Origin of the sequence: Mycobacterium sp. (assembly GCF_035506235.1) — a bacterium.
Classification (GTDB): Bacteria; Actinomycetota; Actinomycetes; order Mycobacteriales; family Mycobacteriaceae; genus Mycobacterium.
In genome coordinates, this window is record NZ_DATJPU010000269.1 from 89,327 (window position 1) to 105,094 (window position 15,768).

At 67.7% G+C, this 15,768-nt stretch carries 17 protein-coding genes and 1 tRNA gene; 9 read left to right on the forward strand and 9 right to left on the reverse strand.

What is annotated here, in order from left to right; translation table 11 throughout:
* Window positions 1-3: 3 nt before the first annotated feature.
* Both VMD50_RS25940 and VMD50_RS25945 read left to right on the forward strand, forming a co-directional pair.
* Window positions 4-537 (forward strand): DUF3592 domain-containing protein, encoded by a 534-nt coding sequence (locus VMD50_RS25940; RefSeq protein ID WP_325432141.1) that lies wholly within the window; start codon window positions 4-6, stop codon window positions 535-537.
* Between the two features lie 38 nt (window positions 538-575).
* Window positions 576-1,730 carry a glycosyltransferase family 4 protein gene (locus tag VMD50_RS25945; protein WP_325432142.1) on the forward strand — a complete coding sequence of 385 codons (1,155 nt, stop codon included), beginning with the start codon at window positions 576-578 and terminating at the stop codon, window positions 1,728-1,730.
* 10 nt (window positions 1,731-1,740) lie between these two features.
* On the opposite strand, the gene VMD50_RS25950 is transcribed toward VMD50_RS25945, so the two are convergent.
* Window positions 1,741-2,565 carry an SDR family oxidoreductase gene (locus VMD50_RS25950; RefSeq protein ID WP_325432144.1) on the reverse strand — a complete coding sequence of 275 codons (825 nt, stop codon included), beginning with the start codon at window positions 2,563-2,565 and terminating at the stop codon, window positions 1,741-1,743.
* 100 nt (window positions 2,566-2,665) lie between these two features.
* On the opposite strand from VMD50_RS25950, the gene VMD50_RS25955 reads away from it, so the two are divergent.
* Entirely contained in the window at window positions 2,666-3,358 is a 693-nt protein-coding gene (locus tag VMD50_RS25955) for a demethylmenaquinone methyltransferase (RefSeq protein ID WP_325432146.1), read from the forward strand.
* Window positions 3,359-3,365: 7 nt separating this feature from the next.
* Here the strand turns inward: VMD50_RS25955 and VMD50_RS25960 are convergent, their stop codons facing one another.
* The 3 genes from VMD50_RS25960 to menJ all read right to left on the reverse strand — a co-directional run bounded on the left by VMD50_RS25960 (window position 3,366) and on the right by menJ (window position 5,717).
* Window positions 3,366-3,701, reverse strand: a complete 336-nt coding sequence (locus tag VMD50_RS25960) for a DUF732 domain-containing protein (RefSeq protein ID WP_325432148.1) — start codon at window positions 3,699-3,701, stop codon at window positions 3,366-3,368.
* Between the two features lie 17 nt (window positions 3,702-3,718).
* Window positions 3,719-4,393, reverse strand: a complete 675-nt coding sequence (locus VMD50_RS25965) for a class I SAM-dependent methyltransferase (RefSeq protein ID WP_325432150.1) — start codon at window positions 4,391-4,393, stop codon at window positions 3,719-3,721.
* A 94-nt stretch (window positions 4,394-4,487) separates the two neighbouring features.
* Window positions 4,488-5,717, reverse strand: coding sequence for a menaquinone reductase (gene menJ / locus VMD50_RS25970; protein ID WP_325432153.1), 1,230 nt, complete (start codon window positions 5,715-5,717; stop codon window positions 4,488-4,490).
* 22 nt (window positions 5,718-5,739) lie between these two features.
* On the opposite strand from menJ, the gene grcC1 reads away from it, so the two are divergent.
* The 4 genes from grcC1 to VMD50_RS25990 all read left to right on the forward strand — a co-directional run bounded on the left by grcC1 (window position 5,740) and on the right by VMD50_RS25990 (window position 8,466).
* Window positions 5,740-6,747 carry a nonaprenyl/(2E,6E)-farnesyl/geranylgeranyl diphosphat synthase gene (gene grcC1 / locus VMD50_RS25975; protein WP_325432154.1) on the forward strand — a complete coding sequence of 336 codons (1,008 nt, stop codon included), beginning with the start codon at window positions 5,740-5,742 and terminating at the stop codon, window positions 6,745-6,747.
* Window positions 6,748-6,836: 89 nt separating this feature from the next.
* Window positions 6,837-7,691, forward strand: coding sequence for a zinc metalloprotease HtpX (gene htpX, locus VMD50_RS25980; RefSeq protein ID WP_325432156.1), 855 nt, complete (start codon window positions 6,837-6,839; stop codon window positions 7,689-7,691).
* 60 nt (window positions 7,692-7,751) lie between these two features.
* Complete coding sequence (locus VMD50_RS25985) at window positions 7,752-7,976, forward strand: helix-turn-helix transcriptional regulator (protein WP_325432158.1); 225 nt, start codon at window positions 7,752-7,754, stop codon at window positions 7,974-7,976.
* A 133-nt stretch (window positions 7,977-8,109) separates the two neighbouring features.
* The gene (locus tag VMD50_RS25990; RefSeq protein ID WP_325432160.1) at window positions 8,110-8,466 is read left to right on the forward strand and encodes a type II toxin-antitoxin system HicB family antitoxin; all 357 of its coding nucleotides are present in this window, start codon (window positions 8,110-8,112) and stop codon (window positions 8,464-8,466) included.
* On the opposite strand, the gene VMD50_RS25995 is transcribed toward VMD50_RS25990, so the two are convergent.
* Entirely contained in the window at window positions 8,463-9,965 is a 1,503-nt protein-coding gene (locus VMD50_RS25995; protein WP_325432162.1) for a SulP family inorganic anion transporter, read from the reverse strand. The two genes, VMD50_RS25990 and VMD50_RS25995, sit on opposite strands and share 4 nt — an antisense overlap.
* Window positions 9,966-10,172: 207 nt before the next feature.
* On the reverse strand, window positions 10,173-11,198 hold the full coding sequence (locus VMD50_RS26000) for an NAD(P)H-dependent glycerol-3-phosphate dehydrogenase (RefSeq protein WP_325432164.1): 1,026 nt from the start codon (window positions 11,196-11,198) through the stop codon (window positions 10,173-10,175).
* Window positions 11,199-11,348: 150 nt separating this feature from the next.
* Between VMD50_RS26000 and VMD50_RS26005 the strand changes: the two genes are divergently transcribed.
* Complete coding sequence (locus tag VMD50_RS26005; protein ID WP_325432166.1) at window positions 11,349-12,785, forward strand: trypsin-like peptidase domain-containing protein; 1,437 nt, start codon at window positions 11,349-11,351, stop codon at window positions 12,783-12,785.
* Window positions 12,786-12,791: 6 nt separating this feature from the next.
* On the opposite strand, the gene VMD50_RS26010 is transcribed toward VMD50_RS26005, so the two are convergent.
* On the reverse strand, window positions 12,792-14,279 hold the full coding sequence (locus VMD50_RS26010) for a flavin-containing monooxygenase (RefSeq protein ID WP_325432168.1): 1,488 nt from the start codon (window positions 14,277-14,279) through the stop codon (window positions 12,792-12,794).
* 19 nt (window positions 14,280-14,298) lie between these two features.
* Window positions 14,299-14,790, reverse strand: coding sequence for a YajQ family cyclic di-GMP-binding protein (locus tag VMD50_RS26015; protein ID WP_325432170.1), 492 nt, complete (start codon window positions 14,788-14,790; stop codon window positions 14,299-14,301).
* Between the two features lie 70 nt (window positions 14,791-14,860).
* Between VMD50_RS26015 and VMD50_RS26020 the strand changes: the two genes are divergently transcribed.
* Window positions 14,861-14,946: transfer RNA gene (locus tag VMD50_RS26020), tRNA-Tyr, on the forward strand.
* 292 nt (window positions 14,947-15,238) lie between these two features.
* On the opposite strand, the gene VMD50_RS29935 is transcribed toward VMD50_RS26020, so the two are convergent.
* A complete protein-coding gene (locus VMD50_RS29935) occupies window positions 15,239-15,760 on the reverse strand; it encodes a PIN domain-containing protein (RefSeq protein ID WP_414686179.1) in 522 nt (173 codons plus the stop codon).
* Window positions 15,761-15,768: the final 8 nt, after the last annotated feature.

Here is a 15,768-nt window from a genome sequence, read left to right on the forward strand (position 1 = left end):
ACCGTGACATCGCCAAAAACGTTGTTGCGCATCCTGCTTCATGGCCGCAGCGACGAGCCGCCGACGACTCGGGCCAGGATTGCGTTGCGGTGGTTGCGGATTGCCGTGTTGATCCTGGCCGGCCTCGTCACTCTGCAGTCGGTGCTGCTGGTGGCCGGCGCCTGGCGCGACGACCTCGCGATCCGGCACCACATGGGCGTGGCGCAGGCCGAGGTGCTCAGCGCCGGGCCGCGGCGCTCCACCATCGAATTCGTCACACCCGAGCGCGTCACCTACCGGCCCGAGCTCGGCGTGCTGTATCCGTCCGAGCTGGCGACGGGCATGCGGATCTACGTGGAATACAACAAGAACGACCCGAACCTGGTTCGGGTGCAGCATCGCAACGCCGGACTGGCGATCATTCCGGCGGGTTCCATCGCGGTGGTGGCCTGGCTGGTCGCGGCGGCGGCCCTGATCGGCCTGGCGCTGCTGGACAGGTGGCTCGATCGCCGCGCCAAGGCGTCCGACCAGCAGATTTCGCATGACGTATGCCCGTAGGCAACCTTTCCGACAGCCGACGCTGACATGGTGGTGTTGTGCGCGTTGCCATCGTCGCCGAATCCTTCCTCCCCAATGTCAACGGTGTCAGCAACTCGGTGCTGCGCGTCCTCGAGCATCTGCGGCGCACCGGCCACGAAGCCCTCGTCATCGCCCCCGACAACCCGCCGGGCCAGCCGCGCGCGGATCGGATTCACGACGGCATCCGGGTGCACCGGGTGCCGTCGCGGATGTTCCCCAAGGTGACCACGCTGCCGCTCGGGCTCCCCATGCCCCGGATGGTCAGCGTGCTACGCGGATTCGACCCCGACGTCGTGCACCTGGCGTCGCCGGCGTTGCTCGGATACGGCGGCGTGAAAGCCGCCCGCTGGCTCGGGGTGCCGACGGTTGCGGTGTATCAAACCGACGTCCCCGGTTTCGCGGCCAGCTACGGCATTCCGATGACGACGCGCGCGGCGTGGGCGTGGTTCCGCCACCTGCACACCCTGGCCGACCGGACCCTGGCGCCCTCCAGCGTGACAATGGAATCGCTTGTCAACCAACGATTCCCGCGCGTACACCGGTGGGCGCGCGGGGTAGACGTGCTGCGGTTCGCGCCGTCGGCCCGCAGTGATGAGCTCAGGCGGCGGTGGTCGCCGGACGGCAAGCCGATCGTCGGGTTCGTGGGCCGGCTCGCGCCGGAGAAACACGTCGAACGGCTGATCGGGCTGCACGCCAACGATTCCGTGCAGCTCGTCATCGTCGGCGACGGCGTCGATCAGCGGAAGCTCCAGTCGGCCATGCCCGCAGCGGTTTTCACCGGTGCGCTGTACGGCGAGGAGCTCGCCGCCGCGTATGCCAGCATGGACGTCTTCGTGCATCCCGGTGAGCACGAGACGTTTTGCCAAGTCGTGCAGGAAGCGCTGGCGTCGGGGCTGCCGGTGATCGCCCCCGACGCCGGCGGCCCACGAGACCTGGTGGCCCCGTACCGCACCGGACTGCTCTTGGAAGTCAACGAGTTCGAGGCGCGGCTCCCGGAGGCGGTCGCGCACCTGCTCGCGGAGCGGCACCGCTACGCGCCGGCCGCCCGGCGCAGCGTGCTCGGCCGCAGCTGGCCGGTCATCTGCGACGAGCTGCTCGGTCACTACGAGGCGGTGCTGCCGCCCTTTTCCCGGCGGCGAATGTTCGCCAAGCGATACGCCCAGGGCGAGTGACGCCGGGCGGTCACCCCTGCGCCAGCTCCGCGACGGGCTGCCATTCCTCCCAGTTGCGTAACCGGCTCTCGTAGTCGGCCCTGGCCGTTTGCAGCGGGGAGGCGCCGAAGAACACCCGCAGCGGGGGCTCCTGCGCGTCTACCACCTTCAGCAGCGCGGCCGCCGACGCTGACGGGTCGCCCGGGCTGGCCCATCGCTTACTGCGTTCGGCCTGAACCGCGGCGCGCACCTCGTCGTATGCGGGCAGGGGATCGGAGTGCTTGGCCGACGCGCCGCTCCAGTCGGTGTCGAAGCCGCCCGGTTCGATCAGCGTGACGTGCACACCGAAAGACGCGACCTCCTGGGCCAGCGTCTGCGAGAAGCCCTCCAGCGCCCACTTCGACGCGTGGTAGATGCCGACCAACGGAAATGCGGTGATGCCGCCGATCGAGGACACCTGAATGATGTGGCCGCTGCGCTGCTCGCGCAGGTACGGCAACGCGGCTTGCGTAACCCACAGCGCGCCAAACACATTGGTCTCGATCTGATCGCGCGCGTCTTGCTCGGAGAGCTCCTCGACGAACCCGAAGTGCCCGTATCCGGCGTTGTTCACCACGATGTCCAGGCGGCCGAAATGGTCGTGCGCCTGCTTGACCGCTGCGAAATCGGCCGCGCGGTCGGTGACGTCCAACCGAATCGGCAGCAGCGCGTCGCCGTATTTCTCGGCCAGGTCGTCCAGCGATGCCGTGTTGCGTGCCGTGGCGGCGACCTTGTCGCCGCGCTCCAGCGCGGCTATCGCCCATTCCCGTCCGAAGCCCCTTGATGTGCCGGTGATAAACCAAACCTTTTCAGTCACGCAGTGTTGCAACGCCGATAGGGCCACCGCATTCCCGCGCCTTCTCCGCACCCCGCTGCGCGGGCCGCATCGTCGCCGGGCGGGCGGTAGCGTCGACGTCGTGAGTCGCGCGGCTTTGGACAAGAATCCCCGGGACGTTGCGTCGATGTTCGACGGTGTCGCCCGCCGGTATGACGTGACCAACACCGTGCTGTCGCTGGGGCAGGACCGGTACTGGCGGCGGGCGACCCGCTCGGCGCTGGCCACCGGGCCGGGTCAGAGGGTGCTGGACTTGGCCGCGGGCACCGCGGTGTCGACCGTCGAGCTGCGCAAGTCCGGGGCGTGGTGTGTGGCCGCCGATTTCTCGGTCGGGATGCTTGCGGCGGGCGCCGGCCGCGACGTGCCGAAGGTCGCCGGCGACGCCACCAAGCTGCCCTTCGGCGACCGGGTGTTCGATGCGGTCACCATCAGTTTCGGGTTGCGCAACGTGGCCGACCAGCAGGCGGCGCTGCGCGAGATGTTCCGCGTCACCCGGCCGGGCGGCCGGCTGGTGGTGTGCGAATTCTCTACACCCACCAACGCGCTGTTCGCGACCGTCTACAAGGAATACCTGATGCGGGCCCTGCCGCGGGTGGCGCGGGCGGTGTCGAGCAACCCCGACGCCTACGTCTACCTCGCCGAGTCGATCAGGGCCTGGCCCGACCAGCCCACGCTGGCGCACCGGATTTCAGCGGCCGGCTGGTCGGCGGTGCGCTGGCGCAACCTGACCGGCGGGATCGTGGCGCTGCACGCCGGCTACAAGCCCAAGGCCTGATGCAGACCTAGCGGCCGGCCCGCTGGATGAAGCCGACCTGGTCGGGGCAGTAGTGGTCGATCGCGGCGCCCAGGAACTGGAACGCCTGGCCCTCGGTGGTGCCCAGCGGCAGGTTGCGCTGGATGAACGTCGCCGACTTGTACGGGTCGCCGTCCACGCCTTTGCCGATCCGGTCACACGAGATCTTGGCCAGCCACGCGAGCTGGTCCTGCGGGCCGAACACGCCGAAGTGGTTGACGGTCTGCTTGAACGTGTAGTCGTAATCGTCGGCCTGCGCGGGCGCCGCCACTGCGACAGCGGCGCCCGCCATGGCGATCAGAGAAGCCAGTCTCGTGCCCTTCATTAGCCGGACTATACGCCTCAGTCCAGGTGCGCGGATAGCAGCCAGGCGCCGACCGACTTGAGGCCGTCGGGCTCGTCGCGGACGTCGCCGAACGGCGCGTCGAACGGCCCGTCGGGCAGCTTGGCGTAGATGCGGGCCGGCCGGATTTCGTCGACGACCCAGTGCCCGGACACCACCGCGCGCAGTTCGTCGGCGGTGACCGCGTTGATCGGGCCCTCGGACACCGCGGCCTTGTCGAAGACCAACGCGAAGTACGAGGCGCCGGGTGCGGCGGCCCGCTTGATCGATTGCTGGTAGCCCTCGCGGGCCTCGACCGGGATCGAGTGGAACAGGGTCGAGTCGACGATGGTGCCGAACCGGCCGTCATAGCCGGTGAACGAGCTGATGTCGGCCACCTCGAAGGTGGCGGTAATCAGACCCCTCTTCTCGGCCTCGCGCCGGGCCAGGGCGATCGCGGTGGGTGAGAGGTCCAGCCCCACCGTCGTGTGCCCGCGGGCGGCCAGGGTCAGCGAGATGGCCGCTTCCCCGCAGCCCACGTCGAGGACGTCGCCGTGGAACTTGCCCTGCTCGATCAGGGCGGCCAGCTCGGGCTGCGGGGCGCCGATGCTCCAGGGCGGGCGGGTGCCCTCACCAAAGTGCGCGGATTCACCGCGGTAGGCGGTCTCGAATTCGAAATCCAGTGGTTGAGTCATGCTCCAGATATATCAACCCTGCTGATATATGTCAACGGGGTTGATACCTCGAGCCGGGTGGCACTCGCGCATCGTCGCGCTAGCCAAAGTTGGCTCAGCTGAACGGTGTTCGGCGATCGACCAGCCGCGACAGGCGCCCGCCGCCCCGCCAGGCCCGCGCAACCCAGTCGGCGTCCTCGTCGGTGACCAGGTTGGCCATCACCCGCACGGCGATGGTCATCAGCCGCGTCGAGCGCATCGCGACGGGGCCCGTCGCGGGCAGGAACCGCTGGAAGGTCAGCAGCAAGGCGAGCCTGCGGGCGACCGAGAATCCACGGCCGTAGTGTTGCTGCAGCAGCGACGGCCACACGCACGACAAGTCGCGGCAGTCCAGCAGCTCGGCGGCCAGCCGCCCGGTCTCCAGGCCGTAGTCGATGCCTTCGCCGTTGAGCGGGTTGACGCAGGCCGCGGCGTCGCCGATCAGCACCCAGTTGGGCCCGGCGACCCCGGAGACCGCGCCACCCATCGGCAGCAGCGCCGACGACACGGCCCGCGGGTCGCCGGTGAAGCCCCACTCGTCGCGGCGCAGGTCGGTGTAGTAGGAGATCAGGGGTCGCAGCGCCAGCTCCGCCGGCCGTCTCGACGTCGACAGGGCTCCGACGCCGATATTCACCTCGCCGTTGCCCAGCGGGAAGATCCAGCCGTAGCCGGGCAACACGGCGCCGTCGGGGGAGCGCAGTTCCAGATGCGAGGTCAGCCAGGGGTCATCGGCGCGGGGGGTGGTCAGGTAGCCCCGCGCGGCCACGCCGTACACCGTCTCCTGATGCCAGCGCCGGCCGAGCTTGCGGCCCAGCGACGAGCGGGCCCCGTCGGCGACGATCAACCGGCCACACCCCGCCTCGGTGCCGTCGGCCAACGTCAGCGATATCACGCGTCGCGACGAGTCATGATGCGCGGCAACCACTTTGGTCCCGAGCAACATCCGGGCCCCGGAATCCTCGGCGCATTTGCGGATCCGGTCGTCGAGTTCGAGGCGGGCCACCGCGCTGCTGGTCGACGGGAACGACGGGCCCGGCCAGTCGATTTCCACCTCGCCGCCGAACCCGCTCATCCGCAGTCCGCGGTGCCGGATGCGCGTGTCGAGCCAGTCGCCGAGCCCGAGCCGTTCGAGCTCGGCGACGGCGCGCGGGGTCAGCCCGTCCCCGCACGGCTTGTCGCGGGGGAAGCCGGCGGAGTCGATGACCAGGACGTCGCAGCCGGCGCGGGCGGCCCAGGCGGCCGCCGCCGAACCGGCCGGTCCCGCGCCCACGACCACCAGGTCGGCTCCGATAGCTCTCGTCTCCATGCCCACCAGTATGTTTGGTCGGGTGAGGACTCCGGAGACGGTGGTGGCGGGCATTGACTTCGGGGATGCCGAATTCGCCGCGACCGTGCGGGACGGTGTGGGCCGGATCGAGCAGCTCATGGACACCGAGCTGCGCGGCGCGGACGCGGTGATGACCGACTCGCTGATGTACCTATTCGAGGCCGGCGGCAAGCGGTTCCGGCCGCTGTTCACCGTGTTGTCCGCGCAGATCGGGCCGAACCCGGACGCGGGGGAGGTGACGATCGCCGGCGCGGTCATCGAACTGGTCCACCTGGCCACGCTTTATCACGATGACGTGATGGACGAGGCCGAGGTCCGCCGCGGCACGCCCACCGCCAACGTGCGCTGGGGCAACAACGTCGCGATCCTGGCCGGGGACTATCTGTTCGCGACGGCGTCGCGGCTGGTGTCGCGGCTGGGACCCGAGGCGGTGCGGCTCATCGCCGAGACGTTCGCGCAACTGGTGACCGGGCAGATGCGCGAGGGCCGGGGTGCCGCCGAGGGGGCGGATCCGGTCGAGCACTACCTGAAGGTGGTGTACGAGAAGACGGCGTGCCTGATCTCCGCGGCGGGCCGGTTCGGCGCGATGTTCTCGGGCACCGACGGCGATCAGGTGGAGCGGCTGAGCCGCCTGGGCGGCATCGTGGGCACCGCGTTCCAGATCTCGGACGACATCATCGACATCGACAGCGACTCGCGCGAGTCCGGCAAGCTGCCCGGGACCGACATCCGCGAAGGGGTGCACACCCTGCCGATGGTCTACGCGCTGCGCGAGCCGGGCCCCGAGGCCGTGCGGCTGCGCGAGCTGCTGTCCGGGCCGGTCGACGACGACGCGGCGGTGGACGAGGCTTTGGCGCTGTTGCGTGCGTCACCCGGCATGGCCAGGGCGAAGCACTTCCTGGCGCAGTATGCGGCGCGGGCGCGCCAGGAGCTGGACCTTTTGCCCGAGGTCCCGGGCAGGCGCGCGCTGGAGACGCTGGTCGACTACACGGTGAGCCGGCAGGGTTAGCGCGTCCCGGAACCTCGACGGCCGTTTCAGGCGTTCAATGGGCAGTAGTTGATGCTCCAAGAGAGGATCCAAGAGAGGAAAGGACACCGATGACCTGGCATCCGCATGCCAACAGGCTGAAGACCTTCGCCCTGCTGGTCGGTATGTCCGCGTTGATCGTGTTCGTCGGCTCGCTGTTCGGCCGGACGGCGATGTGGGTGGCGGTGCTGTTCGCCATCGGCATGAACGCCTACACCTACTTCAACAGCGACAAGCTGGCGCTGCGGGCGATGCATGCGCAACCGGTTTCCGAACTGCAGGCACCGGTGATGTACCGGATCGTGCGCGAGCTGGCCACCGCCGCGCACCAGCCGATGCCCAGGCTGTACATCAGCGACACCAACGCGCCCAACGCGTTCGCCACCGGACGCAACCCGCGCAACGCGGCGGTGTGCTGCACCACGGGCATCCTGGGGATCCTCAACGAGCACGAGCTGCGCGCCGTGCTGGGCCATGAGCTTTCACACGTCTACAACCGCGACATCCTGATCTCCTGCATCGCCGGGGCCATGGCGTCGGTGATCACCGCGCTGTCCTACATGGCGATGTTTTTCGGCGGCGGAAACCGAGAGGGCGGCAACCCCTTTGCGATGCTGCTGGTTTCGATGCTCGGGCCGATCGCCGCGACGGTGGTCCGGCTGGCCGTGTCCCGGTCGCGGGAGTACCAGGCGGACGAGTCGGGCGCCGTGCTGACCGGCGAGCCGCTGGCCCTGGCGTCGGCGCTGCGCAAGATCTCCGCCGGGGTTCAGGTCGCGCCGCTGCCCCCGGAGCCGCAGCTGGCCAGCCAGGCGCACCTGATGATCGCCAACCCGTTCCGCGCGGGCGAGCGGATCGGTTCGCTGTTCTCGACGCACCCGCCGATCGAGGACCGCATCCGCCGGCTGGAGGAGATGGCGCGGGGCTGATCCGGCCGCGGTACCGCGCCCGCATGCACCCGGCCGGAACCGTACGTACCATCAAATTTGATGGACATTCACGAAGCCGGACTGTCACTCGACCTGCCCGATTTGATCTTCGAGACCCGTGTCGGTGCGGGGATGAACCAGGCCCAACTGGCCGAAGCGCTGGGCACCAGCCGGGCGGCGGTTGCGGCCTGGGAGAGCGGCACCGAGGTGCCGCGCGTGGACGAGCTCGAACGCCTTGCGCAGGTCTGCGGCAAGCGGTTGCACATCAGGATCGACGTCGACTGAGAGTGGTGACTGCCCAACTTGGTAGCGCATGTGCTACCGAATCTGGTGGGAGTCATATGGTCTGGAGAGGCGCCGCTCTCCCTGGGGATGGGTGACTCGCGAATCCGGTTGCGCATGTGCTACCAAATCCCGCGTGGACCGCTACACCTACCGCGCGGAATGGTCGCCCCATTACAACGAGTACGTCGGCGTGTGCGTCGAACTGCCTTACTTGAGGCGCGAGGCGCCGACCGCCCCGGAGGCCGTCGCCGCCATCCAGGAGGCGCTCGTGGAACACCTGCACACCCTGCGCGCATGCGGGGATCCGATCCCCGCGCCGCTTTCCGAACGCAGCTATAGCGGGACGTTCAGCGTCAGGACCTCACCGGAGCTGCATGCCCGGCTGGCGCTGGAGGCCATCGAGCAGGGCGTCTCGATGAACCAGTGGATCGTCCAAAAGCTCAGCGGGCGTGCTCCGAGCAGCACTTTCGGGCTGTCCGGCTTCGATTAAGCCGCACGTCGATCGTCAATCGCGCCCCGGCTCGCGAGGTGCCCCGTCTCGAGCATGCCCCGGATCCGGACGGCGCCGCCGGTGGCCTCGAACTGGCGTTGCCAGTCGCTGATCGCCTGCTGCGCCGCGTGATCGAGGTAGTTGACCGAAAGGTCAACCGTGACAACAGCGCCGGCGGGAAGCGACGCCAGCACGCGCGTCAGCCGCGGCAGGGCCAGGAAGGTGCACGCCGGCCCCTCGATCAGCACCTGCCATTCCCGCCCGACGGGCTTGGCTTCGACCCTGGCCCGGATCACCCGCCATCCGGTCAACGCGATGGCCAGGGCGAGTCCGATCAGCACGCCGTGCAGCAGGTTGAGGAAGATGACGCTGACGGCGGTCACTACGTAGACCGCGAGATCTCCGTGCTTCATTGCCGTTTCGATGTGTGCGGGCTTCAGCAGCTGGATGCCGATGACGATCAGCAGGCCGGCCAGCGCCGCGGTCGGGATCTCTTCGACCAACTCCGCGAAGGGAACCGTGAACAACAGGATCCACACACCGTGCAAAAGCGACGAGGCGCGTGACCGCGCGCCCGCGTTGACATTGGTTGAGCTGCGGACGATTACGCCGGTGACCGGCAGCCCGCCGATCGCGCCCGACACAACATTGGCGGTGCCCTGCCCGATTAACTCGCGGTTGAAGTCGGTGCGCGGCCCGTTGTGCATCCTGTCGACCGACACCGCCGACAGCAGGCTCTCAACGCTGGCGATCAGCGCGACCGTGATGACGCCGATCGCCACCGCGCCCCAGTTGCCGTGCGGAATGTCGGGCAGCTGCAGCGCGTCCAGCGGCGACCCGTCGAGGTCGATCCGTCGCACGTGAAACGGGAACACCACCGAGATGATCGTCACCGCCACGATGGCGACCAGTGGGCCCGGGACGAAGCGCAACCGGGCCGGAGCCCAGCGCCAGCCGACCAGGATGACGATCACCAGCGCACCCAGCAGCACTCCGGGCCGGTGCGAGTCGATGATCTGACCCGGCAGGCCAATGAGGTTGTGCCAGGCCGAGCTTTTGGATTTTCCGCCCAGCAAGACGTGCGCCTGCTGCAACGCGATCGTGATCCCGATGCCGGCCAGCATGGCGTGCACCACGACGGGCGAGATCGCCAGCGCCGCCCGCGCGACGCGGCTCAGCCCCAGCAGAACCTGCAGGACACCCGCGGCGAGGGTGATCAAACACGTTACGCCCCAACCGAAATCGGACACCAGATCGGCGACCACCACCGTCAGCCCGGCGGCCGGGCCGCTGACCTGTAGCGGTGAGCCGCCGATGGCTCCGACGATGATTCCCCCGACGATCGCGGCGATCAGGCCCGCGAGCACCGGGGCGTTCGACGCGATCGCGATCCCCAGTGACAACGGGAGTGCGACCAGGAAAACCACGAGTGACGACGGCAAGTCGTGCCGGACAACCGATCGTATCCGGTCACGTCGTGATCGTTCGATGTTTTGCATCGGTCGCTTCCGTCGTCAAGTGTGAGCGGGGGACTTCGCTACGTCGGCGTAGCTTGTTGGCGCACAGTGGATTACGACTGCGCGAATCGGCAGGCCACGGCTGGCCACCTGGTCCGACGGTAGGGGGCGGGCAAAGCGCCGGTCAAGGCGACGGGCTTTGCCCATATCGAATGCAAATATTTCTTTACGAGTTGTTTGGTTGACGGCTCAGAAGCCCGAGCCGTGCACCTCGTGCCCGGGAACCTCGACCATCAGGCCACGGTAGGCCTGCTCGACGGTGGAGCCGTGGTTGATCACGGCGTCGACCTCGCGCGCAATCGGCATGTTCAGGCCAAATTCATCGGCGAACTCCATGATCACGCTGGCTGCCTTGACGCCCTCGGCGACCTGGTTCATCGAGGCGATGATCTCGTCGATCGGCTTGCCGGCGCCCAGTTGTTCGCCGACGTGGCGGTTGCGGCTGCGCTGGCTGGTGCAGGTCACGATCAGGTCACCCAGGCCAGCCAGCCCGGGGAAGGTGTCGGGGTCACCGCCCATCGCCACGCCGAGCTTCGTCATCTCCCGCAACGCGCGCGCGATCACCAGCGCGCGGGTGTTTTCCCCGATGCCCAGCGAATAGCCCATCCCGACGGAAATGGCGTAGACGTTCTTCAGCGCGCCGGCCATCTCGACCCCGACGACGTCGTCGGTGGTGTACACGCGGAAGCGCCGGGTGCGGAACAGTCCCGACAGCCGGGTGGCCAGGTGCTGGTCGGGCATGGCCAGCACCGCCGCGGCGGCGTAGCCCTCGCCCACCTCGCGCGCGATGTTCGGGCCGGCCAGGATGCCCGCCGGATGACCGGGCAGCACCTCCTCGATGATCTGCGACATCCGCATGTTGGTGCCCTGCTCGAGCCCCTTGACCAGCGACACCACCGGAACCCACGGTCGCAGCTCCCTGGCCAGCTCGGTCAGCACGCCGCGGAAGCCGTGCGAGGGCACGCCCATGACCACGACGTCGGCGCAGTTGGCGGCCTCCGCGAAGTCGGTGGTGGCGCGAAGGGTGTCGCTCAGAATGACGTCGTTGCCGAGATAGCGGCTGTTGCGGTGATCCTCGTTGATGTCCTTGGCGGTCTCCTCGGAACGCACCCATTGCAGCGTCGGCCCGCGGCGCGCGCAGATGGACGCGACGGTCGTTCCCCAGGAACCCCCACCGAAGACAACGACGTTGGGTTCGCGCTTGTCAGCTGCCATGGCGATCAGCGTATTGCCGACATCCGAGATTTAGAAGCAGTTCACCTCGGTAACGCAACCAACGGCCTCAGCGCAGGGGACTTCCGCCCCTACCTCCACAGCCCGATCTGCCGGATCGTCAAGGTGCAGTTCTGCCACGAGGGAGGTTTCATGCCCGGACGCGCTCGCCGGGGCCGTGTATTGGCGTCGCTGGCCGCGGCCGCTCTCGCGGTTTCGCTAGGGTCCCCAGGCATCGCCGTCGCCGACGGCGGTCGCCCACAGGTCAACCCGGAGGAAAAGGCGGCGGCCATGATACGGCCGGCCGTCATGTACCTGGCCGGTCAGAGTTACGGCGCGGTCCGGCTGCCCGACGGCCAGCTCCTGTCCCAGTTCGGCCCGGGCACGACGATGCCGTTCATCGCGACTTGGGCGTGCACCGCCTTCGTCATCAATCCCGAGGGCTGGGTCGCGACGGCCGGTCACTGCGTCGATCCCGACAGCGCCAAGTTGCTGATCCTCAAACGAGCCGCCAGGGAATACATGACGCAGTTTCCCGACGCGCCGGAAGCGCGCGACCCGGCCGCGGCGCTGGAGTGGCTGCAGAAGAACGCGAAGGTCGAAGGCGACACTCCCGACAAGGGCCCCGAAGTCGGCCTCGCGCTGACATACGGCACCGGCACCAAGGTCGCCGGGAAGGCCGCGGCCAACGTCGTGGATTTCCGGCCCATCGGCAAGGGCGACGTCGCGCTCCTCAAGGTGGACAAGCACAACCTGCCGTCGTCGGAGCTGGCCACCGACGCCGACGTCAGCATCGGCACATCGGTTCTCGCGGTGGGCTTCTCGCAGAGCACCGAGAACGTCACCGGCCCCACGCTGGACCCGACGAACAAGAGCGGCAAGGTCAGCAAGAAGTCGACGATGGGCTCGGCCGCCGAGTATGAGATCGACGCCGCGGTATCCGAGGGCATGAGCGGTGGCCCGACCGTCGAGCTCAACGGCAAGGTGATCGGCGTGAACAGCTTCGCCCCCGTCGGCGAACCGCAGCCCTTCAACTTCGTCGCACCGGCCGACGGCCTGTCCGCGATATTGGCGAGCAAGGGCGTCAAGGCGACGCTGGGACCCGCCGACGTGTACTACCGCAAGGGGCTCAAGCACTACTACGCGGGCCAATACACCGAAGCGATCGGCGATTTCGACCAGACCTTGTCGATGTCACCGGATTATCCCGGGCTGGTCGACCTGAGGACGAGCGCGGCCAACCTGCGGCAGCAGAACGGCGATTTCTCGGCGCTCAGTGGCGCAAACCTGGTGTGGTATATCGCGGGTGGCGTCGCCGTCGTTCTTGCCGCGGGCGCGGCCTTCACGTTCCTGGTCGTGAGGAAGCGTTGGCCCCTCCTGACACCGGCCAGGGTGGCGGGCTTCCGGCCCTTCCCGCGCCGGCAGGCCGCTGCGGAGGCCGCGCCCGAAGACACCCAAGAGGTGCCCGCCGAGCCGCACTTCTGTTCGAGCTGCGGGGCTGAACACCATCCCGCCGAAAAGTTCTGCCCGAATTGCGGGACGCGGATCCCCGTCGCCGAGTCGGCGGTGGAGGTCAAGCGAAGCAGCTGACGCCGGTTACCCGGCCAGCGCTGCGCGGTCGGCCACGCGGCCGAACACCATCGCCTCCTCGATGCGGTCGAACCGGTAGTCGATCGCATCGGCGAGATAGTTCTGGCGCACATTCCACGGCCGCTTGGTGCCCGACTTGGGCAGCGCGTCAACCGACCGCTTCACGTAGTTGGCCTGAATGTCCCACGAGGGCTTGACGTCCATCGGCTCATTGCCCAGGTGCGGGTAGGCGTGCGTGTAGCCGTGGGACGCCATGTGTGCCAACAGTTTTGCCGTGGCCCGCGCGGTGATGTCGGCCCGCAACGTCCAGGACGCGTTCGTGTACCCCACACACCAGAACAGGTTGGGCACATCCTCGAGCATGTGCGCCTTGTAGACGAAGCGGTCGCGGTGATCGATCGCGACGCCGTCCAGGCTGATCGCGGCCCCACCCAGCGCCTGCAGCTGCAGGCCGGTCGCGGTGACGATGATGTCGGCATCGAGGTGCTTGCCGGATTCGAGCACGATGCCGGTGGCGTCGAAGCGATCGATGTGGTCGGTCACCACCTCGGCGCGACCGCCACTGACGGCGTTGTAGAGGTCGGCGTCGGGGATCAGGCACATCCGCTGGTCCCATGGGTTGTACCGCGGCTTGAAGTGGACGTCGACGTCATAGCCGGCGGGCAGGTTCTTGATCGCGAGCTGACGCAGCAGCCGCCTCACCAAACCCGGTGCCGTGCGGGAAAAGAAGAAGAACACCGCCTCGGTCAACGCGCTGTACATCCGGATCGCAAGGTGAGCAGCCTTGCGCGGCAACAGTTTTCGGGCAAAGGCGGCGACCTTGCCGTACTTGGACGCCGAGATCAGATACGTCGGCGAGCGCTGCAGCATGGTCACCTTTTCGGCGCGCTCGGCCAGCGACGGCAGAAGCGTGACGGCCGTGGCACCGCTGCCGATCACGACGATCCTCTTGCCGGTGTAGTCCAAATCCTCGGGCCACTGCTGGGGGTGCACGACGGTGCCCTCGAACCGTTCGATGCCGGGGAAGTCGGGGGTGTAGCCCTCGTCGTAGCTGTAGTAGCCGCTGCCGAAGAACAGGAACCGGCCGCGGTACTGCTTCTCGGCGCCGTCCTCTTCGACGGTGACCGTCCAGGTGTCGGTGGACGAATCCCAATCCGCCGTCCGGACGTGGCTGTTGAACCGGATGTGGCGGTCGATGCCGTACTTGCGGGCCGTGGCGGTGAGGTACTCACGGATGTGAACGCCGTCGGCTATGCCTTCCTTCCGGGTCCAGGGCTCGAACGGGAACGAGAGCGTGAAGATGCTGCTGTCGGAGCGAACACCGGGGTAGCGGAACAGGTCCCACGTGCCGCCGATCTGCGCGCGCCGCTCCAGGATGGTGTAGGTCAGGCCGGGGTTGCGCTCGGCGATCCGGTAGGCGGCGTCGATGCCGGAGATGCCGGCGCCGACGATGATGACGTCGAAGTGGCCGTCCTGCTGCGGAATCAGCGTCATCAGAGAACCTCGCTTCCAGCTACCGGTAGTTGACGAACTGCAGCGCGACGTCAAGGTCGGCCTGCTTGAGCATCGCGATGACGGCCTGCAGGTCGTCGCGGCTCTTGCTGGTGACGCGCACCTCGTCGCCCTGGATCTGCGTCTTGACGTTCTTGGGTCCTTCGTCGCGGATCAGCTTGGTGATCTTCTTGGCGTTCTCGCTGCTGATGCCCTGCTTCAGGGTGCCGGTGACCCTGTAGGTCTTGCCGGACGGTTGCGGCTCGCCGGCGTCGAACGCCTTCATCGAGATGTCGCGGCGGATCAGCTTCTCCTTGAAGACGTCGACGGCGGCCTTGACGCGCTCCTCCGTCGACGAGGTCAGCTCGATGGCCTCGTCGCCTTTCCATGTGATCTTGGTGTCGGTGCCGCGAAAGTCGAAACGCGTGGCCAGCTCCTTTGCGGCCTGGTTGAGCGCGTTGTCGACCTCCTGCCGATCCACCTTGCTGACGATGTCGAACGATGAGTCAGCCATCCGATCCGTCCCTTCCTCTGGGTGCTAGCCGTTTGTGCCTTGTCTACCCGTTCGTTGTAACCTGTCTGGCGGCAGGTTGCCCGAGCGGCCAATGGGAGCGGACTGTAAATCCGTCGGCTTACGCCTACACAGGTTCGAATCCTGTACCTGCCACCAGAGTTCAGACGGTAATTTTTGGTCGAGCCGCGGCTTTCTGCGTCGACATTGAAATTGTCACGGATTGTCACAAGTCGCGGCTAACTATGCGGCGCTGTAGGGCGAACACCGGTTCGACTCAGCTAACAATCGGTAGCCGCTGAAGCCGCCTGCCGTGACTGCGAGGGCCCTTCGATATGGCTGCTACGAATTCGTGACGACGCGGGCCAACCTGCGCGCTGCGTCTGCCAGCGCAGGCTCATGCCAGTGCACATATGTCGGGTGCCGCAGTCCTGTCGTTAGCGAATACGCTTCAGCGCCCGACGGGCCAGTGCTCGACTGTGATGTCGTCCATGGGGAAATCGGCAGGGTTGCCCGTCGCCAAGCGAGCATCGATGCCAGCGGTGGCCGCGGCAATCAGGCAGTCGGCCTGGTGAAGTGTGATCCCTCGTCCGGCGAACTGGCGGCGCCACCGCCCAGCGCGAATTCCTTCCGACGGACCCAACGGTGCACACCGTAAGCCCCGCATCAGTCGGTGTGCTATGGCTTCTTCGCCGGGAAGCAGTCCGCGCCAGATCTCCTCGATCGAGATCGCACAAGTCCAGGGTTCGTCACCTTGGCGACGCAGAGCGCGTAGGCGCTCGCCCGCCGGACGGCCACGTAGAGCGTCGATAAGGACGGTCGAGTCGAGCAGTATCCTTCCCACGTCAGCCGACGCGACGCCGGTCGGAGCGTTGGCGGCGGACCCATTCACCGGGATCGTCATCCCATTCGTGGCCCTCGTCGGGGATCGCCCCGAGCGCTGCCTCGATATCGTCCCATCGCCGCTCGTCATCGAGCCCG

Bases quoted from the DNA above. Each gene is read 5' to 3' on its own strand.
- VMD50_RS25960 (WP_325432148.1), bottom strand. From the start codon at position 3,701: ATGAAGGGCACGAGACTGGCTTCTCTGATCGCCATGGCGGGCGCCGCT.
- VMD50_RS25965 (WP_325432150.1), bottom strand. From the start codon at position 4,393: ATGACTCAACCACTGGATTTCGAATTCGAGACCGCCTACCGCGGTGAA.
- menJ (WP_325432153.1), bottom strand. From the start codon at position 5,717: ATGGAGACGAGAGCTATCGGAGCCGACCTGGTGGTCGTGGGCGCGGGA.
- htpX (WP_325432156.1), top strand. From the start codon at position 6,837: ATGACCTGGCATCCGCATGCCAACAGGCTGAAGACCTTCGCCCTGCTG.
- VMD50_RS25985 (WP_325432158.1), top strand. From the start codon at position 7,752: ATGGACATTCACGAAGCCGGACTGTCACTCGACCTGCCCGATTTGATC.
- VMD50_RS25995 (WP_325432162.1), bottom strand. From the start codon at position 9,965: ATGCAAAACATCGAACGATCACGACGTGACCGGATACGATCGGTTGTC.
- VMD50_RS26000 (WP_325432164.1), bottom strand. From the start codon at position 11,198: ATGGCAGCTGACAAGCGCGAACCCAACGTCGTTGTCTTCGGTGGGGGT.
- VMD50_RS26005 (WP_325432166.1), top strand. From the start codon at position 11,349: ATGCCCGGACGCGCTCGCCGGGGCCGTGTATTGGCGTCGCTGGCCGCG.
- VMD50_RS26010 (WP_325432168.1), bottom strand. From the start codon at position 14,279: ATGACGCTGATTCCGCAGCAGGACGGCCACTTCGACGTCATCATCGTC.
- VMD50_RS26015 (WP_325432170.1), bottom strand. From the start codon at position 14,790: ATGGCTGACTCATCGTTCGACATCGTCAGCAAGGTGGATCGGCAGGAG.
- VMD50_RS29935 (WP_414686179.1), bottom strand. From the start codon at position 15,760: ATGACGAGCGGCGATGGGACGATATCGAGGCAGCGCTCGGGGCGATCC.